We start from the raw sequence: 25,237 nt of genomic DNA, 5'->3' as shown, positions 1-25,237 counted from the left end.
TTCTTTTAACGCGTTAGCCTTAAACCAAAATGTCTGCCCCTCGCTCATTCCTTCAGGCCGCTTAATGCCAGAAAGAATCACCAATATTTCGGGGTAAAGACTCAACGGAGCACTGGCCCGGTAACGAGTCAGATCTTCGTTTCTCTCCTTCACTTTGCCTGGTTTACCGGCTGTCGTTTCCGGTAAACACGCAGAGCGTCTATCACCAGTGAAAATGCGGGAGAGACATGCTTACGGCTGGGGTAATACAAATAGTATCCCGGAAAAGGCTTGCACCAGGGTTCAAGCACCCGGATAAGGCGGCCTTCCTCAATGTGGGTACCAAACTCCTCCTCCGGTAAAAAAGCGATACCCAGCCCCGCCAGAGCGGCATAAACAATGTGCTCTGAAGTGTTAAACGTCACTTGCCCGTTCACGCGCACATTCAAATCTCCTCCATCCTGATCAAAATCCCAGACGTACAGCCCGCCGGAGCTGACCATGCGCTGGTTAATACAGCAGTGCTGTGTCAGTTCATGCGGTGTTTGCGGTATGGCGTAACGCGAGAAATACTCCGGAGACGCCACGGCAGCCATGTGCAGTTCCGGGCCAATCGGTATGGCGATCATGTCTTTATCAATGGTGTCGCCCAGGCGCACTCCTGCATCAAAACGGTCAGCGACGATATCGCGGAAACCGTGGTTGGCATCAAATTCAATATGGATATCCGGGTATTCATGCAGAAGTGGCGTCAGTTTCGGTAACAGCGTGGTGCGCAAGACGTCCGGCCCGCATGTGATTCGTACCGTACCGGCGGGTTTGTCACGCAACGCTGTGAGCATATCCAGCTCGGCTTCAATCTCATCAAGGCGGTTGCCGATGGCCTGCAACAGCCGTTCTCCGGCAGTGGTGGGGGATACGCTGCGGGTGGTTCGGGTGAGGAGCCGAATTTTCATGCGCTCTTCCAGCGCGGAAATCGCCTGGCTGAGGGCGGGTTGCGTCACCCCAAGATGAGCCGCCGCACGGGTAAAACTCCCTTCACGGGCGACGGTGACAAAATAGAGGAGGTCATTCAGGTTGCGTTTCATCTGGCAGGCGCTTCCGATTAATAAGTGTGGCTTATAAGCCCATTAAGTATTCATTAGCTAGTAAGCCTACACCCGGCGTGTAAAACTTTCAGCAAGAGAAAATCGCGAATGACGCGTTTAAATTATGTACTTTTTATCGCTATTCCCATGAATAGCGTCTGACCACGGCTTACCTGAATTTAGCCGGGCCGATATTCAGAGGTAGCCGTTAATGTCCACACTGACCTGCGAAACAACGCATCACAAAGAGCACGCATACTGGAGCGGCGTACTGGCGATGACGCTCTGCATCTTTGTGCTTATCGCATCAGAATTTATGCCGGTGAGTCTGCTGACGCCCATTGCGACCGATCTGGGGGTGAGTGAAGGTCTGGCCGGGCAGGGGATTGCCATTTCCGGAGCTATGGCGGTATTAACCAGCCTGTCTCTTTCCACTCTGGCAGGAAATCTGAATCGTAAATATCTGCTGCTGGGCATGACGGCGTTAATGGCTGTATCGGCAGCGGTGGTCGCGTTGTCTTCCTGCTATCTGATTTATATGGCGGGGCGTGCCCTGACTGGCATTGCGATCGGCGGATTCTGGTCGATGTCTGCGGCCACTGCGCTTCGGCTGGTGCCACAGCGTCTGGTGCCTCGCGCATTAGCCATCTTCAATGGCGGAAACGCCCTGGCGACCGTCGTGGCGGCACCGCTCGGTAGTTATCTGGGAGCGGTCATTGGCTGGCGCGGCGCTTTCTTCTGCCTCGTCCCGGTAGCGGTTGCCGCCTTTATCTGGCAGTACTTTAGTCTGCCCGCGATGGCGACCGACAAAAACACCGGGTCAGGCGATTCTGTTTTTCGTCTGCTTTCCCGTCCCGTCATGGCCGTTGGACTGCTGGCCTGCGGGCTGTTCTTTATGGGGCAGTTCTCATTATTCACCTACGTACGCCCGTTTCTTGAAACCGTCACCCAGGTGGAGATTGGCACCTTATCCCTCATTTTGCTGGTCATCGGCGTGGCGGGCTTTATTGGCACGCTGGTAATTAGCTTCTTTTTGAAGGCGGGCTTCTATTCGACGCTTGCCGCCATTCCTTTACTGATGGCGGCCATTGCTGCGGCGCTGATACTGACGGGCCATCACGTTTGGCTGGTCGCGCCGCTGCTGGGGGCCTGGGGGCTGATGGCAACCGCTGCGCCTACCGGATGGTGGACCTGGATCGCCCGCACGCTGCCGGACGATGCCGAGGCCGGTGGCGGACTGATGGTCGCGGTGATCCAGCTTTCCATCGCACTTGGTTCCACGCTTGGCGGCCTGGCTTTTGATCACAGCGGCTGGCAGAGCACTTTTGCCCTGAGCGGGGGGCTGCTGGTTGCCGCCGCGGGGCTGACAATACTGACATCACATAAAACACACCGCGCATACTAGAGGATACACGCCATGACAAATATGGCGCAGGTCATGTCGGGCTGTAAGATCGTATTGACTTATAAACTTCTGGACTCATTTGAAATAATGATAAATGCCACATCTTTACAGGTGCTGCGTAATTGAGGGGAGTCGCAATGATGAAAAAATCAGGTCTTTCACTTCTCTTAATGGCAAATTTCGTGTTTCCAGTTAATGCTAACGTCGCTGCTGCTCAGACGAACGGGGAGAATCTAATGACAATTAAAATGACGATTGACAGGCAGAGTTATACCGTTGAGCTTGCTGATAATTCAGCGGCAAAGGCGCTAATTAAGCAACTCCCTCTGACTCTGACTATGGAAGAGCTTAACGGGAATGAGAAATTCGCCGACTTAATGCATCCTTTACCCACCAGCCCAACCACACCTGGCATCATTCATAAAGGGGACGTGATGTTATATGGCCGCGAAACACTGGTGCTATTTTACGCGACATTTCATACCACTTACCGCTACACACCAATAGGTCGGGTAGTTGCAGCGGATTTATTGCCAGAGGCGGTTGGACACGGGGGGATTACAGTAAACTTCTCGAAAATGAAATAGCTTACACAGGCAGAATATTTCACCATTTGTGAAAAATCATGCTGTCGGCCTTAACCGCGGTGAAGCCGTTGATAAGGTATATCACGCCTCTACTGTGGCGTTGAGTGGCTGGCGCTACCGCTGGCGAGAGCCGCAGGTTCTGAATCTATCGACGATGAGACCGGGGAGTCCATGAGCTATCCGGTTGCGCACCGGCTCATCACGAAATGTGATGCCATTTACCGTATTGAAGGCGCTTCTGTTTATTTCGCTTGTGGCCTGACTGCCTGTGTATCATTTCGCGTAATGAGTCCGCTCCTTACTCACCGCGGACGTCATACCTCCAGGCTTGTCCCCTGCGCGCCAGATGCTGACATTTCATTGAATTTCCACTCCTGCACGGAACGGCAACCTGATGTTAGAATACCGTTTTCAAACTAAGCTCTAATAAGTCGTGTATATGTTGTCAACTTTTTATTCAACAGAGGTACTTTCGTGGAAAATACAATAACAGAAGTAAAATGGTGGGAAAAAACAGTTGAATATAATTTCGTATTAGCTGCAAAAGATGATTTTGGATTGAATTTGCTGGCTCCTTTTGATGGTAATGTGGAGTCAGTTGGTGATGCTTTAGTTGGTTCAAAAAGTCATTTTTTTTATCATTGAATTCAAAAGAACATTGTCAGACTTTACCTCTGAATATAAGAAATATAATAAGGGAGAAGAAGGTTTTAAAGAAGCTAAAGATTTATTGGCGAGCCTGGATGAATCGAAATATCATTACATTATTGGAGGAGAGTATAAAGAGGGTGGGGAAGGCCTGACATTGAAAATTAAAAGGTATTTCAATGTGGATTGCGTGACAGAATTAAATCCGGACGAGATTTTTGAGGGCGGCATGACTGTTAACGAACTGAATCAATATACAAAATGGTTTACTGAATTTAAAAATCATAACCATAGCAGTGACGATTCAGATGGCAGTGGGAGCGCCGGGAGTGGTGGACTGAGCCATTCGTTTGTACTCGCCGTAGATGAGAATAAAAAGACCACAATAATTCCGGTGAATTATTATGTTAAATTCTCATTGCGGAATAAGAAGGCATTCAAACCTGGCGGTTAACGGCAACGCCGCAGTGCTTCAGTTTGCTTGCTGGCATTTTATATCCGTTCCCCGCTCATCGCAGCCGGTCAGATTTACCGGTTCCTGTGCCACTTTCCTGCCACGGTCCGGCTATATCAACCTAAAACGACGCCTTCTTTAGCCGTTGTCCGTTCTGAACCCTCAGCTCTGAGGGTTCAGTTTGATCTCATTCTACTCGAGGTTTTTCTCTTTCAAAAAGTGACTCACCAAATCAGCGATCTGAACATTATTCAGGTCAGAAAACGGAAAGTGGGTATTACCGTGTATCCCTGTTTCCGGAAGGTGCGTAACGGTCACATCACCACCGTGCTTGTTCACCACGTCACGCCACTCACGGGCCATTGCCAGGCGTACCCGCCAGCTGTCCTGTGCGGGCATGGCGACAGGTTTATCCGGTATGTTATCGCCGTAAATAATCAGAACCGGGATTTTGGTCAGCGCCATAAATTGTTCCATTGGAACAGGCTCCCCCTTCAGCGTGTCGAACGCACTTGGCATAGGGGCAGGGAGTTCTCTCTCCGGGAAGACAAAGCTGCTGCCAGGCTCGAAGGCGACAATGGCTTTGACCTTCTCGTTTTTCATCGCCGTGTACCAGCCTGGTCCGCCGCCCTGAGAGTGGGTGAAGAGTATAGCCGGGCCGGATTTATCCACCACGGCGGACAGGGCATCAGAAATTACATTGATATCAAATGGTCCCGTATTCGGGGTCATCTGGCGGAAATACTGATTCAGCGCTTCTTTATCGTGAGAGAACTGCACGTCTTTAAAGTAGTCCGGCCAGACGCCAACACGGAACTGATTAAACCACATCTGCTCATCCGCTATTGGTGTAACAGTACCTGCTACCATAGTCCGCCCCGCGCTGCCCCGACGCGGTTGATCGACAAGATACGTTGAGAATCCGCGCCGCAGGAATATGTTCTGGAACCCTTCACGGCCGTCCGGGGTACTTTCCCAGGTACGGGAAGACTGGCCTGCGCCATGCAGCATGACGATGGGATATTTGTGAGGATCCTCCGGGATTTGGTAAAACACTGACGCATGATCGCCATGGTAAGTTTGGCCTGCGGGATCCACCGGTTTTTTCGCGTCAAATACCCCAGGCGCGGTGATGACCGTGCCGCCAGCGGAAAAGCTCCCCTGTTCCTGAATGACGATTGGCGCGGCATAGACGGATTGAGCCGCCAGGCCACCCGCCATCATGCAGATAGCCAGCTTTTTTAAAAGTGTCTGCAACGTAATATCCTCTTATCAATAAATCATCCACGTATCGTCTCTAACCAATGGATTACCGTCTCGGTGGTTCTTCGTTCCTGGCAGCATTCAACGATCAGCGGTTTTTCCCGACGCGCGGTTGGGGCAAGGCTTGCAAGAATATCGTCGCTGTCACCTTTCCCGTAGCCGCCGTGGGTCATGAAGGGGACGAGTAATTTCCCCGCCAGATTATGGGTACTGAGAAATGTTTGCACCACGGGGGGCACGCTGGCTCCCCAGATGGGGAAGCCTAAATACACCGTCTCATAGCGTTCGATATTGCCAACGCTATTTTTTAGTGTCGGTTTTGTTCCCTGTGCCCGTTCATTTTTTGCCTGTTCAACGGTCTGAAAATAGTCCTCCGGGTAAGGTGTCGCCGGTTCGATTTCAAACAGATCGGTTTTCAGGCTGCGATGTATTACACCTGCAATCACCCGTGTATTCCCGCTGCGGGAAAAATATGCCACCAGAATACGGCTGTTGCCCTGAACGTTTGCGGCTCCGGTCGCCGCAGACGCCAGAGAGACATGCGCCAGCGTGAGTCCGGCAAGGGCGGTCATTAACATTCTGCGGGTGGGATCATGCGCCATACCGGACTCCTCTATTGACTTGCCAGCGCCCGTTCAACCCGCATGGCGGCATCATTTTCACCATGTTCACGCAGAACCCCAGCCAGCTGGCGCAGTTGTGCCGCCGTCAGGCCGACCCGTATGCTTGCGCGTGTATGCGATAACAGTTGCGCTTCCACGCCCGGCGTGGCCGCTAATGCGCCGACCGTCGCCAGCTCGCGGCTTTGCCAGTCGAGGTTGTCGCGGGCAAAAATGTCACCGAACAGATGCGTTTGCAGGAACTGATTAATGACAGGGGCAAAATCAAAAAGTGGCCCCTGGACGGGCGCTCCTGAGATTTTAGTCTGGTTTGCGGTGCCGACACGACGAAGTTCATCCCCGGTGGGTATTGGGGCAACGGGCTCTTTACCCTCAACGTCTTTGATGCCGCGCTGTTTACGCGCGTCGACGACTTTCATCAGTTCATTAAGCGCATTCAGGCTACGGGGGAAGCCTGTATATGCATAGAGCTGCACGAGTATTTCTTTGGCTTCGCTTATCGTAAGCCCGGCGTCCAGACCCTGATTCAGCGCGGCGTTCAGCTTATCCATCTGGCTGCTTGCCATGGATGCCGCAATCAAAGGGATGGCCTGCTGTTGAGCAGACAGCGTATCTGAAACGGTTTGTGTAGTCATTTCTGTCGATCCTTGCGTGACCGGCGCAGCCTGTGCCGTGAGACTACAACCCAGGGTCAGCAGTGCCGCAACCGTTAATGCCTTAATGGGCGTGGTATTGTTCATCTGTCACCTTCTCCATCCAGTCAACGTTTTTGCCATCCACATTCCCGGTTATTGCCAGATGCGTCATGGCGCTACCTGGCGCAGCGCCATGCCAGTGTTTGACGCCAGGAGGACAAGAGACGACATCACCAGGACGAATGGTCTGTACCGGCTGGCCTTCCTGCTGCGTAAGCCCTACGCCGGAGGTCACAATCAGCCGCTGCCCTGCCGGATGCGTATGCCAGGCGGAGCGAGCCCCTGGCTCAAAGGTGACGTAAGCCCCGGAAACATTGATGTTGTTATCCGGTGTGAAGAGAGGATCAACCCGCACGCGTCCGGTAAAATTCTCCGCTGGCCCATTTACCGCGTTCTGACTTCCTGCAGGGGCAATATGCACTGCGGTATTTTGTTCCGCAGCCCAGGATGAAAACGTAAAGAGGGGAAGTAACAGTCCGAGGTAGCGTAAATATCGAGTCATACAAAGCGTCCTTTTCGTTGTTGGAGGGAATAGCCTGCAATGATTTTAACGAGGGAGTCATGTCGTCAGGCTGACGGCATCCTGACAATTTTGTCAGTGAGTTGTTATTGTGATGCTCCGGGGCGGCGTGTTCTGAAAATAAACCACCACAGCAAAAAACGCGTGGCTAATGAAAATAAAATAATAATGGACAGGTAACGTAAGTAAAAAAGTGCTGTCGACTCATCGTAATCAAAAAAGGAGAAATCCACTGCCATCAGTAAATATGAGAGATAGTCCCGATTCAGTAATCCGTACGCTCCCTGTAGAGCCACGATTGAAAAAAGCCCCGGCATAATCAGGTTCGCGAAGCGCGAATGATCAGAAATATGCATGATGCGACGGAAAAATGTCGCAAGCATCTTCCAGTGCAAACCGATATGAATGGCCAGTATGAGCATTCCCCAGTGGACTGCCGTCATATGCGCTTTTCTGACCCAGGTATCCGGAGTGTGGAAGGGGAGATTCAGAAAAATATGACGGGAGAGCATCATCCCAGAAACAATGGCTGTCAGAATAACCATTAAGGTCACGGCATTAACGGTTCTGTTAATCAATAACATCCCCACGGGCAGCGTTGACGGCAGCGACCATAATCGGCGTCTGTTCAGATATAAATGCAGCATAATCAGCAGGGCAAAGGTTATCCCTGCCCATTCATGGATGATTTCGCCGTGGAGGTGAAAACCCATCAATACCAGCAGTAATAAAGCCATCAACGCATCCAGCATCACCTGAAAAAGATAGATTTTTTTCATGTCGGTTGATTAATGCTGTGGATGCACTTGTTTAACCCACTGCTCAACTTGTGCCGGCACGTCAGGGTTTGAAATATCATTACGCGATATTGTCAGTGCGCGAGTTACTAATTTTGCCTGAGGCTGCATACGTGCAATTTCTCGCAGAGAATCCGCCAGCCGACTACCACCATGCGTGGTAAAGGGAATGACCGTTTTTCCGGCAAAGTCATTTTGTTCAAAGAGGGTATAGATCACCATTGGCATGGTATACCACCAGATGGGATAACCGACGTAAATGGTATCGTAATGGTTAAGGTCAGGAAGCGGCGTTGTTAGCGACGGTCTGGCTTTTGTTTGCTGTTCCTTTTCGGCGGCGCGCAGCAAGGCATCATGCTGGCGGGGGTAGGGGGTTGTTGTTTCAATGCGGAACAGATCGCCCTGAGTCTGCTGCTGAAGTAACTGCGCAATATACTGAGTGCTGCCGGTCTCAGGGGTATTTTTTTGTAATACGCTGGCCCCGGAAAAACCATCCACGGCATCAGGCTTCATTTCCTCTGGCTGCGAGAAATAGATAATCAGCGTGCGGGACTGCGCGGCTGTGCTATCGGATGCGAAAGCTGTCGACCCCGTAAAACCCATGACAATTATCGCCAGAAATCCGCTAATTACTGTTTTTATTCTCACTGTTTCATTCCCTCAATCAGCCATGGTTGGTCTTAACCCATTCTGGCGCAGGTAACCTGTCATCAGACTGACGACTTTCTGACAATTTCGTCAGTGAGCGCAGGGAATGGACTTCCCGCCTTAATCTCTGAATTCAGCCGCTCCGTTCGCTCAATGGCAGGCTGTTTCGCAAACGTCAGCCCAAATGTATTGATACCGTTCTCACTCCGCGCAAAGACGTCGCCCCGGTGCATAATGGCGACGGCGCGTACGATTGATAGCCCCAACCCGTGATGGGTATCACTCCTGGCTCTGGAGGCGTCAGCGCGGTAAAAACGTTCAAAAAGCCGATGTAAATGCCCCGGCTCAATAGGCTCTCCTCGATTCGAAACTGCAACGCAGGCGTGATTATTGTTTTCGCTTAAGCGAACGGTAACCGTACTTTCAGAGGGGGAATGCCTTGCGCTGTTTTCCAGTAAATTAGCCAGCGAGCGGTGGAATAACCGCCGGTCAATGTGCGCGGTCACATCGCCCTCCACATCCAGCGAAAGCTGTTTTTCCGCAAAAGAGGGTTCAACATACTCCGCTGTTTTCAGGGTTTCTTCGCGCAGGGAAACCTGCGTAAGCTGGGAAGCATGTTCCCCCGCATGAGCATGGGACAGAAAAAGCATGTCGTTCACGATCGAGGTCATACGCTCAAGTTCTTCGAGATTTGAACCCAGTAACTCTTCCAGCTCATCATGCGAACGTCGGCGCGATAGCCCCAGCTGCGTCTGACCAATCAGGTTGGTCAGCGGTGTGCGAAGCTCATGGGCAACATCGGCGTTAAAACTTTCAAGCTGTCGCCAGGCAACCTCCTGGCGTGCCAGCACACCGTTAAACGATGAGGCTAACTGCTGCAATTCTTCGGGTAAGGCGTTGGTATCCAGGCGTTGACCGTGATCCCCTGGGGCGAGCTGTTGTGCCTGCTTGCTGAGCGTCCCCACTGGACGCAGACCGATTTTTGAGACGACGTATCCCAGCAGTGCGACGATCAATATGCCCAGTGCGGCAATAATCAGTAACGTGCGAGTGAATGCCTCGAGGGTACCCATATACGGCGTGGAGTCGATGGCAACCACAAAGCGTAACGCCGGTCTTTCACCGTTTGCGGGGATCGTATTCACTAACAGGAACAGTGAACATGCCCCTTCCGCTGCGCCGGGCATTTTATTAAAACCTTCCCGTAATGAAGACCACTGAACACCCATTGGCAGCGGTCCCCCCATGCTAAATTGCGGGTTATCGCTCACTATCCAGTAGCGAACGCGCTCGCCTTCGGAATTGGTCAAAACGGTAAATTTGTTTGCCAGCGTTGACCAGCCGTCAACTGAAGTGCGTGCGGTGATCCACGGACTCATCAATGATTCCCGGAACAGCAGCTCGTTGTGCATCTGTTTTTGCAGTGAATCGTGCAACGAACTTCTTAGCAGGATGCCGATAACGGAAACAATCAGAAGGGCGGATAATGCAAACATCAGGGCCAGATGGACGGAGATGGAGCGCTTCAGCATACTTACCCCTTCAATTATGCAGATCTGACTTCGAGGACGTACCCCATACCGCGTACGGTATGAAGTAATTTAATATCGAACGGGGCATCTATTTTGGCTCGCAGACGTTTAATGGCGACTTCCACCACGTTGGCATCGCTGTCAAAATTCATGTCCCAGATCTGCTCGGCAATCATCATCTTTGACAGAATTTCTCCCTGGTGACGGGCAAGCAGGCTCAACAGAGAAAACTCTTTCGCGGTCAGTTCCAGTCGCGTTCCGCCACGAAATACCCGTCGGGCCAGCAGATCGAGATGCAGATCGTGAATTTGCAGCTGCGTGATATCAGCGCCATCCGTTGACCGACGACGCACCAGCGCCTGGATACGCGCCACCAGCTCAATAAGAGAGAAGGGTTTGGGGAGGTAGTCATCCGCGCCAAGACGAAGCCCTTTGACGCGCTCGTCAACCGATCCCCGCGCAGATAACATCAGCACAGGGGTTTGTTTGCTGGCCCGCACGCCCTCGAGTACCCGGTAGCCATCCATTCCCGGCAGCATCACATCAAGAACGATCGCGTCGTAGTCGAATTCCAGCGCGTAATGAAGACCTTCGGCGCCATTTGCAGAGACATCTACCGTAAACCCGGACTCACCCAGCGCACGACTGAGGTAGGTTGACGTTTTTTCTTCATCCTCGACTAAAAGCAATCTCATCCTGTTCTCCTTTGGCTTCTCTTTATTACCCGCGACGGCAGGGCGATGGTACACGTTCACCGCCGACATCTGGCTGACAGCGCGCTGACATTTCTGTCAGAAATGTGCAGGCGACATAGCTGACAAAAATGTTATGTGCCGGTCACGATGCTGACAGCCCTCTCTCCCTAATCTGAGCCTGCCTGTTTGATATCGCAAACCTGCAAGGACGGGCTGTTACTCATCGGGAGATACCATGAAATTCAAATTATTAAGTGCAATATTGCTTACGGCGATGGCCGGCATTACCTCAGTCAATGCGGCGGATTACAAAAAGAATCCGTTTACTCTTGTCTACGACGGTGCCATCACTGAGAACGTCAAAGGCAAGGTCAACATCCATCCGGTGAAATACGATCTGCATGGCATTCAGATTGCCGCAAATGTCTATACGCCTGCAGACTACGATCCCGCCAAAAAATACCCTGCTATTGTGGTCGCACATCCTAACGGTGGTGTGAAAGAGCAGGTCGCCGGGTTGTACGCCCAGCGCCTCGCCGGTCAGGGTTACATCACGATTACTGCCGATGCGGCTTATCAGGGGGCCAGCGGGGGTATGCCTCGTAGCGTTGATATCCCGGCTAACCGTATTGAAGATATCCACGGTATGGCTGACTACATCAGCCAGTACCCGGGGGTTGATACCGCCCGCATCGGCCTGCTGGGTATCTGTGGTGGCGGCGGTTATTCCTTAAAAGCCGCCCAGACGGATAAGCGCTTTAAGGCGCTGGCGACGCTGAGCATGTTCGACTCCGGCCTTGTGCGCCGCAATGGTTACCAGGACTCACAGCTCGCTACCCTCCAGGAGCGTCTGAAACTGGCAAGCGATGCGCGCGCCAAAGAAGTCGCCACGGGTGAGGTCAGCTATTCCGGTGACGCCAACCTGACAGACGAACAAATCGCCAGGCTGCCGTTCGATCTTTACCGTCAGGGGTATGAGTATTACTGGAAAACCCATGCCCATCCGAACTCAACGTTCCGCTATACCACCAGCAGTCTGCTGGATTTGATGCGCTTCGATGCGCAAAGCAATATGGATCTCATCAATCAACCGCTGTTAATGATGGCCGGTACTAAAGCGGATTCGCTTTACATGACCGAAAGTGCCTTCAGGCTGGCCACCGGTACGAAAGATAAAGAACTGTTCCTGATCGACGGTGCGACCCATATTGAAACCTATTGGGTCCCTCGCTACGTTGACCAGGCAATGCAAAAGCTGGACGTCTTTTTCGATAAGAATATTTAATCCGTATCCGACAAATCCCCGGTCAGCCTGACAGTGACAGGCTGGCCGTCATACGTCCCGCCAGCAGCCATTTACCGTGTACTGATTAACGCGATACGCCCAGATTAACGAAGTTGGCGCTAAAGATAATTACGCACATTAAATAGATGTTATGAATGAAATTCATAGATCTACTCAGAGGGTGTTATGTAGCGGTTTTTTACAAGGCGCTGGCTGCCGTAAATGCCGCCATCATTCAGCTCATTACCCCAGGCGAACCATCGTGACACGAAAGGAGCAGCAGCGACCTTTGCACTGTATAGCTTAAAGGGAGATGGCCATATATCAAAGAGGGAAATAGCATATGTGTACAATAAATAAGGTTAATAATCATTGTGTTAAGTTCGAGTATTCGTTTTTTTATCTTTTTGTACAACTTTGCATGTACAGATTCTGAGGCGGCATCTACACTCAATGTGTAAATCAATAACGTTGTTTATTATTGTCAGGCTATTTAATTGCAGAAAACAGTTCTGTAATGGAGTGTCGTTATGATGACGCTGAAAGGCTATCTCATTACCATCATCATGTTGATTGCCTTCATTTATTCGCAACGATGGGTGAAGGACTTCAGTCATGATAATAATCAAGTGATCGACTCAGCAAGGAATACGGAGCAATGAACACCATACCGGAAAGATTCGTACTCAGTTCTGCACTTTATAACATCCTGCATCATCACGCTCAGGACACTTATGGCTATGTGAATAACCAAAATCTGACGCAAACGATTATGGATTTCAAATCAAAAGAACCGAATGAAATACTTAACGATTTGTACGAACAGATTTTATTAACGCTTAAATAAGCGAGTGAATTCCGCGTACAAAGATCGATAATACGAAGCCCCGTGCCGGGATCCCGTCGAGGATCTCTTTGCAACTCATCCTAATGATATCCCTGATGGTCGACCCGGCGCTGCTGATAACGCGTCAGGCGCGCTGGCGGCCTTCAGTCAGAGGAAGAGCACGTATCACAGATTTTTTCCCACTCAATGTGAAAATTCCAGGTCTTTGGCTTCCGTATTGTTCCCGTGGTGAGATCCTTTAGAATCATTTTTATTTTATGAGGGATTGTTGCGTGAAATCGGATATTCATAAACTGAGCATCCCTGTCGTGCCACTCGGCAACCCGTTTCCTCCACGTCACTGTTCACTCTGCCCAAGGGGATCGGTTATCGATCGTGATAATCAGCACCGGTTGATAGACAAGAGAAGGCGGTTTAAAACAGGTGAGATAATCGCCAGACAGGATGAACCGGCAGATAAGATATTTGTGATTCATGAGGGATACTGTACGGCCAGCGTGGAGTATGCGGAAAATGCTTTTGTCAGTCGTTTCTATGTTCCGGGCGATATCATGGCGCTGGATGCCATCGAAGGGCGGAAATATCTCACGACCATCAAGGCCTCAACCGCCGCAGAGATTTGTCATATCGATATCGCCCGGTTATTTGAAGCGGCAGAACAAGACGTTTCCGTTGCTGTGGCAGTCATAAAATTTCTCTGTAGGGATAATGGGTTTATTGTTGAAAAAATGCGGCGTTACGCGAAGAAAAATGCTGAAGCCAGGATTGCCGCTTTTCTGGTGGAGTTCTATGAAATGCATTTGCGAATTGGCAGGCCAGAAACGACCTTTCGGCTGCCCTGTTCCCGCGAAGAGATTGCCAGCTATCTCGATCTGAAAATTGAAACGGTGAGCCGCTCGTTAAAATCTCTCGAACAACAAAATCTGATTACTCTCCATCGTGTTCGCACCGTAACCCTGAACAGTTATCTTGGGCTGAAAAGCTTAATTTAATTCTCTTCATTCTCTTTTTATTTACAGAAAATCAGGGATATTCCGTTTACTTACCAAAAAACCAGGAATATTCTATTTTTGCGAAAAAATCCTGGTGGTTGGGCGTGTAATTATTATCACGGGATGTCCGACGGGATAATTCTGCCGGACCAATATAAGAATATTCCTCAATCACCTTCATTTCATTAAGATATTTCCCTCGCCAAATAAAATTTATCATATTTGTAACAAATAATAAGCATTATGTGGTGTTTATAAATGGCCTGGTTATCTTGTTGTTTTATAATGATTTTTATAGGGTCTTTTTTGTGGCAACTTTTTGATAATTATCAAAAACATAAAAAAGATAAATTAATTGATATTTTGCATCTGCATAGTAAATAATTCTGCGATTGATGGTTTCCTCAGTGAATGTAACTTATAGAAATATCTTATGTGACGGCAGGTGAAGGAAAATTCCTGGTTTTTTTTATTTTTTTCGTTTCATCGTTTGTTGAGATGTTACTTATTTCAAAAGATACTCTTGCGGCGCGGCAATTTACGCTCGCAATTAATGGAACCGCTGGTGTGACTTATTTAATAAGACCCGGTGGTGAGTTTGTTCTTAGGAGAAGAAAAATGAAAAAATTATTATTAGTGGCCTCTCTGGCTTCTGTATTTGCCGCAGCGAATGCTATGGCTGATGTCGCTGCTTCGGCTACAGCCTCATGGGATGCGACGGCAACCAAAGACACCACCAGTATGCTGGTTGTTACCCCGCTGAACTCTTTGACTTTCCAGTATGCGGAAGGTCTGAACGGCTTCAATTCCCAGGACGGCGCATTTGATGTCACTATTCAGGGCCAGGATACGGCGACTGATTTTGAACTGACGGCTCAGATTGTTAGCAATACCCTGACCAACGTCAGCGGTGACGACTCCACGCTGAACGTTGGCGTTGCATGGAATGGTACCGCGCTGTCTAACGCCACGGAAACCGTGCTGGTGAACGCCAGTTCGACTTCTGGTCTGGAAAGCCTGATGGCTGATGGCGCGTACAACGGTACTGAGCGCGTCAGCGACCAGTCCAGCTTCAAATTCACTATCGCGTCTGCAACCTCGGACGGCACTACGCCGGTAAGCGATTACTCTGCGCTGCCGGATGGTTACTGGTCTGGCGATGTGAAGGTGCAGTTCAACGCAACCTGGACAACACCGTAAGCGTAATGAATAAAAATTCGGGAGACCCGCTCTCCCGAATTTATCAGGAATAATGTCATGAAAAAATATTTACCGGCAGCCATGTTGGTAGGATTAGTAATATCTTTTTCCGGGCGGGCAATTAATGTTGGTGATATCACGTCGATAATGACTTCCACTGAGAGTTCATTATCGAAAGAAATTACGAATACGACGGATTCGGCGCGCTATGTCAGCGTTTCGGTAAAACAATTATCATCTCCGTTAGCTGATGGTATTGAAATAAAGCCTGTTAATTCCGGCGAATTACTTTCTACGCCAGCCAACCTTATTCTTCCCGGGCAGGCGAAAGATGTCTTCCGCTTCTTTTATAAAGGGCCAGAGGATGATGTCGAACGATATTATCGTCTGCAATGGATAGACGAACCGGTTACTGAGAATGCGGAAACCCGGGCTAATAAAATGGCGGTGGCGACAGCATCCGCAGAAATAGGCACCATTCTGGTGGTAGCCCCGCGAAAAGAGCGTTTTGACTACACCCGAAATGGCGATGTTATCGCTAACACCGGGAATGTGTCATTCCGCGTTATCGCTTATGGCGCATGTAAAGACAAGGATCGCGAACGGGGGCAAGGCTGTCGCGAACGTTATTACATTATGCCGGGTAAGAAAATAAAACTGCAGTTTACCGACATGAGTAATAGTCGTTCACGTATTGGTATTTGGCATGGAAAGCAGTTTATTACAGTGAACTGATGGTCATTAGCAACCATCAGAACGGGATAATAAAAATACCGGAATGTAAGGATGCATATGACAACGAAATATCTTTTAAGCGGTAGCATTTGTGTTTCTCTGGCGCTAACGTCGGGGTTTACCTGTGCCGCTCCAGTAAAAATAGGTAATTATGTTATTCCCGGCGCGTTTGCTCGTTCACTGGAGCAGGGAATGACGGTTCCGGTATATATTCGTTACAATGAAACCGACGAGAAAAGTCAGCAAAAGATTGCGGATGCGGTGATTTCACTTGTCGATGGCGCGATTACCGTTAAATCTCTGGTGCTTGCCGAATTACCCAATAATGCGGTGTTATCAGAAAAGACCCGCTCCATGGTGGAAAAGATTCGTGATGTTAAATTCCAGAATAATACTTATATCGATCTGTCTGACGATGCGCGTCTGCAACTCAATGTCTCCTCATTTCACCTGGAGATGATTGTCAGTAAGGATGCATTAACCGAAGCGATTGTTGCCCGTAGCAGCCTGCTGGGGCCTTCCAGCGTTGGGACGCTATCTAACGTACTCAACTACAATTTTGGAACCTACTACAACGATTATCGCAATGGCAGCAGCACCCGCAGTTACCTGACGCTGGATAACACCACATCGTTACGTGAACATCACTTTAATATCAACGGTTCCTTTTACGGCATTGGCGACAGCAATGGCTCCAGCAAACTTTATCGTGCGATGTATGAGCGCGATTATGAAGGTTATCGACTGGCGCTGGGGATGCTTGACACCTGGAATGTCCAGTCTGTTGCCAGCCTGAATGCCCTGAACGGCGGCAAAATATATGGTGTGAGCTATGGCAACAAAGGGAGTACGGTTGTTGAAAATACCGCCCTTTCACTCACGCCAGTTACCGTATTTTTACCGGCGGCAGGGGAAGTTCATGTCTTTCGCGATGGGCGTTTGCTCAGCGTACAGAATTTCAACATGGGCAGCTACGAAATTGATACCAGCCGCTTCCCGTATGGCGTCTATGACGTCACCGTCGATATCGTGGTCAATGGCCGGACGATAAATAGTCGTATCAGCCGGATTAATAAAATCTTTGCCCGTCAGCAGGCCGCCGGGCTTCATCAGCTGTCCTGGCAGTTTTTTGGTGGCTCACTGGATTACGATCGGGTGAGCTATAAGCGTAACCACTATCAGGATTCAGGCAGTGAGCAGACCTGGATTGCCGGGGGCGCCGCGTCGGTGACGCTGGCCGTGCTATCGGGGCTAAGTCTTAAATCGACGATCTACGGTTTTGGCAACAATACGGTCAATGAAACGGATGTCACGCTCAATGTGAATGAATATATCAGCGTCGGCAATCAGACGCTGGTGGCGAGCGATTCGTCATGGCGAAATATCAGTAACGTGAACCTCAACGTACCCGGAGGGTTTGGCTCTCTTTGGGCGTCACGCGAAGACAGTAAAATTGGCAACCGGCTACCTGTTCAGGAACGTGACAACTATTCCATTGGTGGAACCCTTAACCTCGGCAAGTTTATTCCCCATGGCGGCTCGCTCACCGTCAGCCAGACGGAGAATCGCTATTCGGGCAATAAATACCGTAACCTGGACTACAGTACGACGCTCTGGTCAGGCAGATACGCCACGGTGGGGCTGCGTGCAGGGATCCAGCGTTATTACTACAGCAACCGTAATGACGATGGCCAACAGGAACGCTATGTCAGCCTGGATTTTTCCTTGCCGCTGGCTTCCTGGCTGAGTCTGGGGGTTTCCCGGGATCGCTATGGCAGCACCCAGGGCAATGTCAGTGCGCGTAAACAGTATGCCGAAGGCCCCATTAAATCGGTTGGGTTATCGGCGTCAACGCGTCTGAGCGGTGAGCAACATTACGACAATAACTATTCGGTAAACGGTAATCTGAGTTATGACACAAAATATAACGCCGGAACCGTATCGGTGACGCGTTCAGCAGATAACTCGACCAATATGAACTTCTCTTCACAAGGCTCCCTGGCATGGGCAGGTAAAGACTTCGGTCTGAGCAAAGAGAGGCAGCGGTCAGGCATCATTGTGAAAACGGATTTAATGGGCGAGGGAAAACTGGCGGCAAAAATTAATAACCGCAACTACCTGCTGAGCGGAAAATCGAATTTCATCGCATTGCCGCCGTATGCGCAGTACAAGCTGGAAATACTCAATGATAAAAATTCTGAAGACAGCTTCGATATTGTCTCAGGGCGCAAGCAGGAGCTGACGCTTTATCCGGGTAACGTCGGGGTGGTTAATCCGGAAGTGAAAAGTATGGTGACTGTGTTTGGCCGCATCCGCTATCCCGACGGGCAACTGGCGTCGAATACCGATATTCATAACCATATCGGCAAAACGCGTACGGATGAGAAAGGCGAATTTGCCATTGATATTGATAAAAAATATCCGGTTATTACGCTAATTTCAGCCAATGGCAGCGTGTGCGAGGCGGATCTCGATCTGGAGAATGCGCGCGGCGCGGCGTGGGTCGGGGATGTGAAATGTGCCACGCAAACCACAATGGCACAACGGTAAGGTATGAATAATGAATAAATCACTTTCTCTTATTCTTGGATGTGTTTTCGTCACGTTATCTCCATCTGCCTGGGCACTCTCGGCATCTACCCAGGCGGCGGTGAACAACAAGTTTTTGTTTATTGAAAACAACGTTGATAATGAATACTTTATTACGCCTTCATCTCTCGATCCTCGCTTCAGTGGTTCGAACACCTGGGTGAAATATGGAAACAGTCAGGATAGCCTTGGATATATCGGTATTGTTGGCTGGACAGGCGGCACCTCATATTACAAGGATATATGGATTGATAATTCACCGATCAATGAACCATTCCGCGGTATTCGTTGTACCACGGGTTCTAATTGCCCTGCCTCCGGTTATATTGCTGCGGATCTGACCGATCAATGGGGTTTCTATCATACCAAAGCTACCGGGGCGGGGATTGCCGGCGGGCATTATGGTTTTGCATCGCTGACCGACTCAGCATATGAATATTTTCGCAATATGACCGTAGGAGGCTCAGAGACTTACAATCTCAATTATTGCCGGACAACGGTTAACTATGATTATGCGGCTGGACAGCGTTGCAAAGACCAGAACAGCGGTAACTGGTATATCAGACCCTACACTTTAAACAAAATAGGTCATTTATCGTTAGTTTCGACTAATGCCTTTCAGGAACTGTGGGTTGCCAGTGATGGTACACCCAGCATTGTCAGAGACAGCGGTTATTGCGAATTGGGTGTTGTCGGCCGGGACGATGGCGTCATCTGCAAAATGGTTTCATATGATTTTAATCAAACCAGCAACCTGACCAGTTCTCTCCGTATCCGCATGTATGCTGATAGCGCAATGCTTGGTTTTACCCCCGGCGCCTCGACAATTAAATATTCTGGTGACGGACAGTCCTGGACTAATTTTGGTTCAACATCGATTTATTATAATGTTTTTAGTAGTGGGGGCGAATATATCTATATTTTCCTTTCCAAAGTTTTTCTGAAGGCAATGGTGGACAACGGTGTCAGTATCACTAATAGCCAACCTTTTACCTTTGCCTTTACGAATAGCGTAACGCCTGAGTCGGGATATTACCAATTTACGCCTTCGCTACAGCTCAATATTGTGCCGAAAGAGTATGGGATTAGCATTGTCTCTTCAGATAACCATACTTCCGCGAGCGGGAGCGGCACGATCGGCGACGCCGAACCAATAGAGATGGATTATACCGTCACCGTCTCGGGGCCGCGTCAGGCCGATAGCATCACTGCGCAAGTTATTGGGGACAGTACGATGATAAACGGCGTCCCTTACTGTTTGTTTACCTCTGTGCAGGGCGGGCTGTCCGTTCCTGTGCCTGCCTTTCTTCAGTATAACCGTCAGTCGGGTGGGGTGGCGCAGAAACGAAATAGCTGTAATGAAGCGGCAATCAACATGAGCGACGCGCTGTGGCAACAGACCCCCTGGGACGCAAATAACAACGATGATGGAAGCTTCTATACGACGGATTTGAAGCTGCTTTTCCCGATGAATGACTCACGTTCGATGCTGACTGTTTCGGGGGCGGACTGGGAAGGCGTCGTCAGCGCCAGCGGAGAGATTAAAGTGACGGCGAACTGGGTGGGAGTGACGCCATGAACTTCCGACGTTTTGTGCTGAGATGTGTTTTTACCCTGCTGCCGGGGCCGATCGCACTCTCTGCGCACGCGGTCTACCTGGAGTCGACAATTTATGAAATGCCGTCAGATAAGGCGTTTATTAGCAAACGAATCTATAACGATAGTCATAAGCAGAATGTGTACAGTATCGCCGCGGTAAAAATTGATAAACCAGGGCCTGGGGGGGAAAACCGGAGTGCGATTGCCGAAGGGGAACTGCTGTTTACACCCCTGAATTTCTCACTGGCTCCAGGGGCCAGTGAGTTTTTTAAGATTTTTTACCGTGGCCCGCAGGATGGAAAGGAGCGCTATTACCGGATCCTGTTCCGTGAGATGCCGGTAACGCTATTCACCGAACGTAGCCAGGGGAAAGGCAGCGAGGCTGTTCCGGTTATCGCAATTGACACTATCCTGGTCGTTCGGCCAGGAAAAGTGAAGCTGGACTACACAATTGATGAGAAAAACGGCGTCCTGAAAAATACGGGAAATACCTTTTTCAAAATCATTGTACATCAAGGTTGCCACTCAACGGATGACGAGGCCACGATGCGTTATGTATTACCAGGGGAAACCTGGCGCAGTAGCGAGTTAAAAACAAAGAATAAAAAATTTATCGTAGCTTTACAGAAATACATACCGGTGGGAGAGGGATGCTTTAAACGTAACCCGTAACGGGCATTGAATTTTATCTGATATGTCACGATGAGACATAAAGCCTGTTGCTGGACAATCTTCAATAAATTCTGCGGCTGGGGATGTTGCTCAGCAAGAAAATTAAGTCACGAATTGTCTTATAAATGTAAAGTCTGAAGGTATTGTCTATACTCTCGTACATAAGCGAGGGATCTGCTATGCTATAAATTCAACCGGGTGATAACTATGAATACGAAAAAGGTTTTTCTGCTCAGTTATGACATCTATCTTTTCTCAGGGATGAAATTTGAGCTTCCAAATCTGGTGTTAGCTGATGCCAGAACATATATTTCAGATACGCAGACGCTTATTCCAAAATATGAATCTTGCCTGCTAATAATCGATAATCGTCTGCCATTGTTATTGGTCAGTAAATGGCTTCAGAGGAACAGCTCACAGTTTATTAATATGAACTGTGTGGTAATTCAATTGAGTGAAAGTAAATGTATTAATCGGGGATATGAAGAGTATGCGTTTATAAACGGGAATTTATTAGCGGGAGAGGTGATGTCTCAGCTAAAAGCAACGCTGTTGGCACCCGCTCACGCTATACAGACAGCGAAGGGCTCCTCAGTGTTCAATTTTCGTTTGACTGATTTTGAAGAGGAGATGCTCTATGCTTCTTTTACGAAAGAGGGATTACAGGAATTTTGTAAAGCCAATTCGGTAACAGTCAAATCCCTTTATCGATATCGCGATAAAATTACGGCCAGGTTCGGATTCTCTCATTTCAACGAAGTGATTATTTTTTTAACCAGAAATAACTTGCTGAATGACAGCTATTCGATGAATCGTAACTCAGGGAAGCATATCATTTATGATGATATATATGATGCTTCAGATAGCAGTCGCTTGAGTATGGCAATACGGAATGATGAAATAATTCCGTATTATCAGCCTATCGTTAATACAGCCGGAGACGTTTATGGTGTTGAGATTTTAGCCCGCTGGCCGCAGGGGCACAACTATGCCATTTCTCAGCGCGAGTTTATTCCATTGGCAGAAAAAAGTGGTTTAATCAATGAGTTGACGAGCTATTTAATGAACAGGGTGGCGCAAAGCCTGGTGGCGTCGGAATATTTTACAGATAAAAATTTGTTTATTTCTTTCAATATCAGTCCCGCCACGTTAAGTAACCCTGTGTTTTACTGGGAGTGTCTCCATTTTATGGAGGTAACACAAAAACTCCCCATTCGACTGATGATAGAAATAACAGAAAGCCAGACGTTGAATATTACACCTGCCATTAAAGAACTTATTCGTTCGCTACGCAATCGTGGCGTTCTGTTTGCGCTTGATGATTTTGGTACGGGTTATGCTAATCTTTGCCATCTCAACGAACTGGAGCTGGATTTGATAAAAATTGATAAAACCTTTATTAAAAGCATCAAGGAGGCCGGGCAGCGTATTCCTATGCTTGAATCGATTGTACATCTTGCCGGGATTTTAGAACTGCGGACGGTGGCTGAAGGGGTTGAATATGAATTCCAGCAGCGCTGGCTGGAGGAAAATAATATCGATTACCTGCAAGGGTATTATTTTTTACCGCCTGTGGCATTCGGCGACTTTGTCCGGTATCACAAGCAGCTTGAAAATTCCGTTAAATCTTTTACCGATTCGGGAAAAAAAACGTTGCCATCTGATGACAAAAAAAAGCCACGCTGAAGATGTTATCTGCTTAATTCGCAAGACATTATTGCTGGAATATTCGTTTTGTTTAAGCAGGGTTTTTATGCCTTACGTATAAAAGCCCTGCTTATGTGACCTACCGGCATACTCTGGGCAAGACGCGCAGTCCGTGGCACGTCTAAACCCTGGCGCTACACCTCATCTTTGAGCTGAGAGTAAAAACTGTCTTCCAGTTTGCTTTCCAGTATTGTGCGGATTTCCGTTGCCAGATTTTTGTAGAAGTCAGAGAGTTCGTCATCTTTGCATAATAAAACGATCTTCCGTCTCTCTTTTCGGTTGTTGATCCTGATGATTTTCAGCGTTTGTGAAAAGTCAGGGATCGTGGTGATAAACAGCGGGGTCGTCAGGGTCCAGCCATAGCCACTGGCGATAAGCTTTAAAATATCGTCTGCGTTGTCCATTTCAAACTGCACGGCAGGCGAAAGGTTATTCCATTTAAGCCAGTTAAGCGTTTGTATGCCCGTTGGCGTATTGCTGGTGTAGGCAATGTAGTGTCGATTTTTACACAGATCTTCCAGCCGGGTTTCGGGCCACGTTTTGGGGCAAACGCATAAAAACGCCTCTTCAATCAGCGGATACATTCTGACATTCGGCGGCATCTCCGTATGCATCATGGTAATGGCAAGGTTAATGCCTCCGGTATTTAAGGCGGTTAACAGACCTGAGGCGGTTCCGGTGATCTGATAAATATGTTGCACCTGCGGTTGCAGGAATTTCAAAATATCCAGACCAATCGTTTTGCTGATAGAGTCGACAAAGCCAATTTTCAAACGAGAAATACTTCCATGACTGACCGCGCTGATATGCTCCTGCAAGTAGATACCGCTATCGATAATTTTTTTTGCCAGCGGATAAAGAGCCTGCCCGGCGATCGTCATTTGAACCGGGCGCTGGGCGCGGTTAAGTAAGTCCGTATTTAAGCTATTTTCCAGGTTCGCAATCTGCTGGGAGACGGAGGATTGCGTCAGGTTAAGTTTCTTCGCCGCAGCCGTGAACGATCCGGTTTCGATCACCGCCAGAAAGGCCTGTAACTGTCTCAAATCGAAGTTAATTTCCTTCACATCCGCCCCGATTATTACATTTTTTAATAGTGAGTATTTATATTCTCAATGGTTTTTTTTATTTGAGCAACGTCAAATTATCTGTTCTGCCAGCAAATTAAGGTGGTTATACACCCACATGCAGAAAGAGAGATGGCAATGCGTGAAGAAAAGGATCTATTAGGATGTTTAATGGTGCCCGATGATGCGTACTACGGCATTCAAACCCAGCGGGCGGTGTTAAATTTTTCGGTATCGGGCAGGACAGCAGTCGACATTCCCCATTTCTTATGGTCCATTGCCGCGATTAAACAGGCGGCAGCGCAGGCGAATGGACAAATCGGCGCACTGGACCAGGAGAAAGCCGCGGTCATTGTTGAGGCTTCGAGGGAAGTGATGGCAGGGGCGTTTGATGCGCATTTTCCTGTTGATATTTTTCAGGGCGGCGGCGGTACCTCCACAAATATGAATATGAATGAGGTGCTGGCAAATCGCGCCAATGAGATCCTTACCGGCGTGCGAGGCTACGAAGCGATTCATCCGAATACGCACGTCAACATGGGGCAATCCACAAATGATGTGATTCCGGCAGCCATGAAAATGACCAGTCGGAAAAATATTAACCATCTGATTGTTCAATTAGAAAAGCTGGAAGCGGTACTGGCAGAGAAAAGCCGGCAGTTTGCCAGCAAAGTAAAATTAGGCCGAACCTGTCTGCAGGATGCGGTACCGATGACTTTTGGCCAGCAGTTTGGCGCCTACTGTACGCAGGTCAGGAGACTTAAAGAGAATCTGACGCAGGTGAATGAGGATGCTCTGTCTTTGCCGCTGGGCGCGACGGCGATCGGCACCGGTTTATCAACCCATGAGGGGTATCTCCCGGCGGTGTATTCGTGGCTGGAAATGATTACCGGAGAAAAATATCGCCCGGAAGCCGATTTCTTTGATGGTTTGCAACACGGTGATTTTTATATTGAGTTCTCTGCACAGCTTAAAAAAATCGCCGCTTTTCTTTCTAAAATGGCGACCGATTTCCGTATACAAGGGTCGGGACCGCGGGCGGGGTTCAATGAAATTATTGTGCCAGCCGTACAGCCTGGCTCGTCTATTATGCCAGGAAAAATTAACCCGGTTATGCCGGAGCTGGTCAATCAAATTGCGTATCAGGTGATCGGTAACGATCTCACTGTCACGATGGCCGTTGAGGGCGCAGAGCTTGATCTGAACGTTTGGGAACCGGTGCTGCTGAAGGCCCTCTTTGAATCTTGCTCGCTATTGAGCCGGGTAATTCCATTATTTATTGATAAGTGTCTGGCAGATATCACTATCAACGAAGCGGTGAGCGCTCGCTACGCAGAGCAGAGTACCGCACTGGCGACGATAGTGGCGACCCTGTTTGGCTATCAGGTTGGATCGCGGATTGCAAAAGCGGCTTATGAACAACAGTGCAGCGTCAGGCAGGTTGTTCTGGCGGAAAAATTACTGACGCCAGCGCAGGCAGATTATCTGCTCGATCCGCTGGTGATGACTGACCCACAAAAAAGTACGGCAGCCATTAAGCGCTATAAAAAAGAAATGGATGCGCAGTAATTATTTTCTCTAACAAAACAGGCTTTAAATGCAGGTAATGAATATTG

At 49.0% G+C, this 25,237-nt stretch carries 24 protein-coding genes and 1 pseudogene; 15 read left to right on the top strand and 10 right to left on the bottom strand.

The annotated features are described in order from the left end of the window. Nucleotides 1-149: 149 nt before the first annotated feature. Nucleotides 150-1,067 carry a LysR family transcriptional regulator gene (locus C3432_RS11640; protein ID WP_103776740.1) on the bottom strand — a complete coding sequence of 306 codons (918 nt, stop codon included), beginning with the start codon at nt 1,065-1,067 and terminating at the stop codon, nt 150-152. Nucleotides 1,068-1,278: 211 nt separating this feature from the next. Here C3432_RS11640 and C3432_RS11635 point away from each other — a divergent pair, with 211 nt between their 5' ends. The 5 genes and pseudogenes from C3432_RS11635 to C3432_RS11620 all read left to right on the top strand — a co-directional run bounded on the left by C3432_RS11635 (nt 1,279) and on the right by C3432_RS11620 (nt 4,161). Next, nucleotides 1,279-2,472, top strand: a complete 1,194-nt coding sequence (locus C3432_RS11635) for an MFS transporter (protein WP_103776739.1) — start codon at nt 1,279-1,281, stop codon at nt 2,470-2,472. Between the two features lie 137 nt (nt 2,473-2,609). Continuing rightward, complete coding sequence (locus C3432_RS11630) at nt 2,610-3,059, top strand: cyclophilin-like fold protein (RefSeq protein WP_258041602.1); 450 nt, start codon at nt 2,610-2,612, stop codon at nt 3,057-3,059. A gap of 102 nt (nt 3,060-3,161) precedes the next feature. Further along, nucleotides 3,162-3,299 (top strand): annotated as a pseudogene (locus tag C3432_RS27965) (NUDIX hydrolase); the annotation flags it as partial. A gap of 234 nt (nt 3,300-3,533) precedes the next feature. Then, nucleotides 3,534-3,704, top strand: coding sequence for a hypothetical protein (locus C3432_RS27660; protein WP_181012900.1), 171 nt, complete (start codon nt 3,534-3,536; stop codon nt 3,702-3,704). Between the two features lie 13 nt (nt 3,705-3,717). After that, a complete protein-coding gene (locus tag C3432_RS11620; protein ID WP_146050857.1) occupies nt 3,718-4,161 on the top strand; it encodes a hypothetical protein in 444 nt (147 codons plus the stop codon). 192 nt (nt 4,162-4,353) lie between these two features. Here the strand turns inward: C3432_RS11620 and C3432_RS11615 are convergent, their stop codons facing one another. The 8 genes from C3432_RS11615 to C3432_RS11580 form a co-directional block, all read right to left on the bottom strand. Next, on the bottom strand, nt 4,354-5,418 hold the full coding sequence (locus tag C3432_RS11615; protein ID WP_103776737.1) for an alpha/beta hydrolase: 1,065 nt from the start codon (nt 5,416-5,418) through the stop codon (nt 4,354-4,356). Between the two features lie 23 nt (nt 5,419-5,441). Next, nucleotides 5,442-6,026, bottom strand: a complete 585-nt coding sequence (locus C3432_RS11610; RefSeq protein ID WP_103776736.1) for a flavodoxin — start codon at nt 6,024-6,026, stop codon at nt 5,442-5,444. Between the two features lie 11 nt (nt 6,027-6,037). Further along, complete coding sequence (locus tag C3432_RS11605) at nt 6,038-6,784, bottom strand: carboxymuconolactone decarboxylase family protein (protein WP_103776735.1); 747 nt, start codon at nt 6,782-6,784, stop codon at nt 6,038-6,040. Further along, on the bottom strand, nt 6,762-7,241 hold the full coding sequence (locus C3432_RS11600; RefSeq protein ID WP_103776734.1) for a (R)-mandelonitrile lyase: 480 nt from the start codon (nt 7,239-7,241) through the stop codon (nt 6,762-6,764). Before C3432_RS11600 ends, C3432_RS11605 begins: the two co-directional genes overlap by 23 nt. A gap of 104 nt (nt 7,242-7,345) precedes the next feature. Further along, nucleotides 7,346-8,038, bottom strand: coding sequence for a DUF4405 domain-containing protein (locus C3432_RS11595; protein ID WP_258041601.1), 693 nt, complete (start codon nt 8,036-8,038; stop codon nt 7,346-7,348). 9 nt (nt 8,039-8,047) lie between these two features. Further along, complete coding sequence (locus C3432_RS11590) at nt 8,048-8,659, bottom strand: flavodoxin (protein ID WP_181012913.1); 612 nt, start codon at nt 8,657-8,659, stop codon at nt 8,048-8,050. Nucleotides 8,660-8,766: 107 nt separating this feature from the next. Beyond that, entirely contained in the window at nt 8,767-10,236 is a 1,470-nt protein-coding gene (locus tag C3432_RS11585) for a heavy metal sensor histidine kinase (protein ID WP_103776732.1), read from the bottom strand. Between the two features lie 14 nt (nt 10,237-10,250). Beyond that, a complete protein-coding gene (locus C3432_RS11580; RefSeq protein ID WP_103776731.1) occupies nt 10,251-10,931 on the bottom strand; it encodes a heavy metal response regulator transcription factor in 681 nt (226 codons plus the stop codon). A gap of 274 nt (nt 10,932-11,205) precedes the next feature. Between C3432_RS11580 and C3432_RS11575 the strand changes: the two genes are divergently transcribed. The 9 genes from C3432_RS11575 to C3432_RS11535 all read left to right on the top strand — a co-directional run bounded on the left by C3432_RS11575 (nt 11,206) and on the right by C3432_RS11535 (nt 22,536). Then, nucleotides 11,206-12,216, top strand: coding sequence for an alpha/beta hydrolase (locus tag C3432_RS11575; protein WP_103776965.1), 1,011 nt, complete (start codon nt 11,206-11,208; stop codon nt 12,214-12,216). A gap of 530 nt (nt 12,217-12,746) precedes the next feature. Next, complete coding sequence (locus tag C3432_RS27960; RefSeq protein ID WP_258041600.1) at nt 12,747-12,878, top strand: hypothetical protein; 132 nt, start codon at nt 12,747-12,749, stop codon at nt 12,876-12,878. 457 nt (nt 12,879-13,335) lie between these two features. Then, a complete protein-coding gene (locus C3432_RS11565; protein WP_103776729.1) occupies nt 13,336-14,055 on the top strand; it encodes a Crp/Fnr family transcriptional regulator in 720 nt (239 codons plus the stop codon). Nucleotides 14,056-14,673: 618 nt separating this feature from the next. Continuing rightward, nucleotides 14,674-15,255, top strand: a complete 582-nt coding sequence (ecpA, locus tag C3432_RS11560; protein WP_103776728.1) for a common pilus major fimbrillin subunit EcpA — start codon at nt 14,674-14,676, stop codon at nt 15,253-15,255. 57 nt (nt 15,256-15,312) lie between these two features. Continuing rightward, complete coding sequence (locus C3432_RS11555) at nt 15,313-15,990, top strand: EcpB family pilus assembly chaperone (protein ID WP_103776727.1); 678 nt, start codon at nt 15,313-15,315, stop codon at nt 15,988-15,990. A 57-nt stretch (nt 15,991-16,047) separates the two neighbouring features. Further along, the gene (locus C3432_RS11550; RefSeq protein WP_103776964.1) at nt 16,048-18,540 is read left to right on the top strand and encodes a TcfC E-set like domain-containing protein; all 2,493 of its coding nucleotides are present in this window, start codon (nt 16,048-16,050) and stop codon (nt 18,538-18,540) included. Between the two features lie 10 nt (nt 18,541-18,550). After that, nucleotides 18,551-20,158 (top strand): fimbrial protein, encoded by a 1,608-nt coding sequence (locus C3432_RS11545; RefSeq protein ID WP_103776726.1) that lies wholly within the window; start codon nt 18,551-18,553, stop codon nt 20,156-20,158. Further along, nucleotides 20,155-20,850, top strand: a complete 696-nt coding sequence (locus tag C3432_RS11540; RefSeq protein WP_103776725.1) for a fimbrial protein — start codon at nt 20,155-20,157, stop codon at nt 20,848-20,850. Before C3432_RS11545 ends, C3432_RS11540 begins: the two co-directional genes overlap by 4 nt. 207 nt (nt 20,851-21,057) lie before the next feature. Beyond that, nucleotides 21,058-22,536 (top strand): EAL domain-containing protein, encoded by a 1,479-nt coding sequence (locus tag C3432_RS11535; protein WP_103776724.1) that lies wholly within the window; start codon nt 21,058-21,060, stop codon nt 22,534-22,536. Nucleotides 22,537-22,691: 155 nt separating this feature from the next. On the opposite strand, the gene C3432_RS11530 is transcribed toward C3432_RS11535, so the two are convergent. Further along, the gene (locus C3432_RS11530; RefSeq protein ID WP_146050858.1) at nt 22,692-23,600 is read right to left on the bottom strand and encodes a LysR family transcriptional regulator; all 909 of its coding nucleotides are present in this window, start codon (nt 23,598-23,600) and stop codon (nt 22,692-22,694) included. A 153-nt stretch (nt 23,601-23,753) separates the two neighbouring features. Between C3432_RS11530 and C3432_RS11525 the strand changes: the two genes are divergently transcribed. Further along, a complete protein-coding gene (locus tag C3432_RS11525; RefSeq protein ID WP_219816722.1) occupies nt 23,754-25,190 on the top strand; it encodes an aspartate ammonia-lyase in 1,437 nt (478 codons plus the stop codon). The last annotated feature ends 47 nt before the right edge of the window (nt 25,191-25,237 follow it).

Origin of the sequence: Citrobacter amalonaticus (genome assembly GCF_002918555.1) — a bacterium.
In the GTDB taxonomy this organism is placed as follows: domain Bacteria; phylum Pseudomonadota; class Gammaproteobacteria; order Enterobacterales; family Enterobacteriaceae; genus Citrobacter_C; species Citrobacter_C amalonaticus_A.
Note: the sequence above shows the minus strand (reverse complement) of the source record. Positions and strands in the feature narration are given on the sequence as shown.

Bases quoted from the DNA above. Each gene is read 5' to 3' on its own strand.
- C3432_RS11640 (WP_103776740.1), bottom strand. From the start codon at position 1,067: ATGAAACGCAACCTGAATGACCTCCTCTATTTTGTCACCGTCGCCCGT.
- C3432_RS11635 (WP_103776739.1), top strand. From the start codon at position 1,279: ATGTCCACACTGACCTGCGAAACAACGCATCACAAAGAGCACGCATAC.
- C3432_RS11630 (WP_258041602.1), top strand. From the start codon at position 2,610: ATGATGAAAAAATCAGGTCTTTCACTTCTCTTAATGGCAAATTTCGTG.
- C3432_RS11610 (WP_103776736.1), bottom strand. From the start codon at position 6,026: ATGGCGCATGATCCCACCCGCAGAATGTTAATGACCGCCCTTGCCGGA.
- C3432_RS11605 (WP_103776735.1), bottom strand. From the start codon at position 6,784: ATGAACAATACCACGCCCATTAAGGCATTAACGGTTGCGGCACTGCTG.
- C3432_RS11600 (WP_103776734.1), bottom strand. From the start codon at position 7,241: ATGACTCGATATTTACGCTACCTCGGACTGTTACTTCCCCTCTTTACG.
- C3432_RS11595 (WP_258041601.1), bottom strand. From the start codon at position 8,038: ATGAAAAAAATCTATCTTTTTCAGGTGATGCTGGATGCGTTGATGGCT.
- C3432_RS11590 (WP_181012913.1), bottom strand. From the start codon at position 8,659: ATGGGTTTTACGGGGTCGACAGCTTTCGCATCCGATAGCACAGCCGCG.
- C3432_RS11585 (WP_103776732.1), bottom strand. From the start codon at position 10,236: ATGCTGAAGCGCTCCATCTCCGTCCATCTGGCCCTGATGTTTGCATTA.
- C3432_RS11580 (WP_103776731.1), bottom strand. From the start codon at position 10,931: ATGAGATTGCTTTTAGTCGAGGATGAAGAAAAAACGTCAACCTACCTC.
- C3432_RS11575 (WP_103776965.1), top strand. From the start codon at position 11,206: ATGGCCGGCATTACCTCAGTCAATGCGGCGGATTACAAAAAGAATCCG.
- C3432_RS27960 (WP_258041600.1), top strand. From the start codon at position 12,747: ATGATGACGCTGAAAGGCTATCTCATTACCATCATCATGTTGATTGCC.
- ecpA (WP_103776728.1), top strand. From the start codon at position 14,674: ATGAAAAAATTATTATTAGTGGCCTCTCTGGCTTCTGTATTTGCCGCA.
- C3432_RS11555 (WP_103776727.1), top strand. From the start codon at position 15,313: ATGAAAAAATATTTACCGGCAGCCATGTTGGTAGGATTAGTAATATCT.
- C3432_RS11550 (WP_103776964.1), top strand. From the start codon at position 16,048: ATGACAACGAAATATCTTTTAAGCGGTAGCATTTGTGTTTCTCTGGCG.
- C3432_RS11545 (WP_103776726.1), top strand. From the start codon at position 18,551: ATGAATAAATCACTTTCTCTTATTCTTGGATGTGTTTTCGTCACGTTA.
- C3432_RS11540 (WP_103776725.1), top strand. From the start codon at position 20,155: ATGAACTTCCGACGTTTTGTGCTGAGATGTGTTTTTACCCTGCTGCCG.
- C3432_RS11535 (WP_103776724.1), top strand. From the start codon at position 21,058: ATGAATACGAAAAAGGTTTTTCTGCTCAGTTATGACATCTATCTTTTC.
- C3432_RS11525 (WP_219816722.1), top strand. From the start codon at position 23,754: ATGGCAATGCGTGAAGAAAAGGATCTATTAGGATGTTTAATGGTGCCC.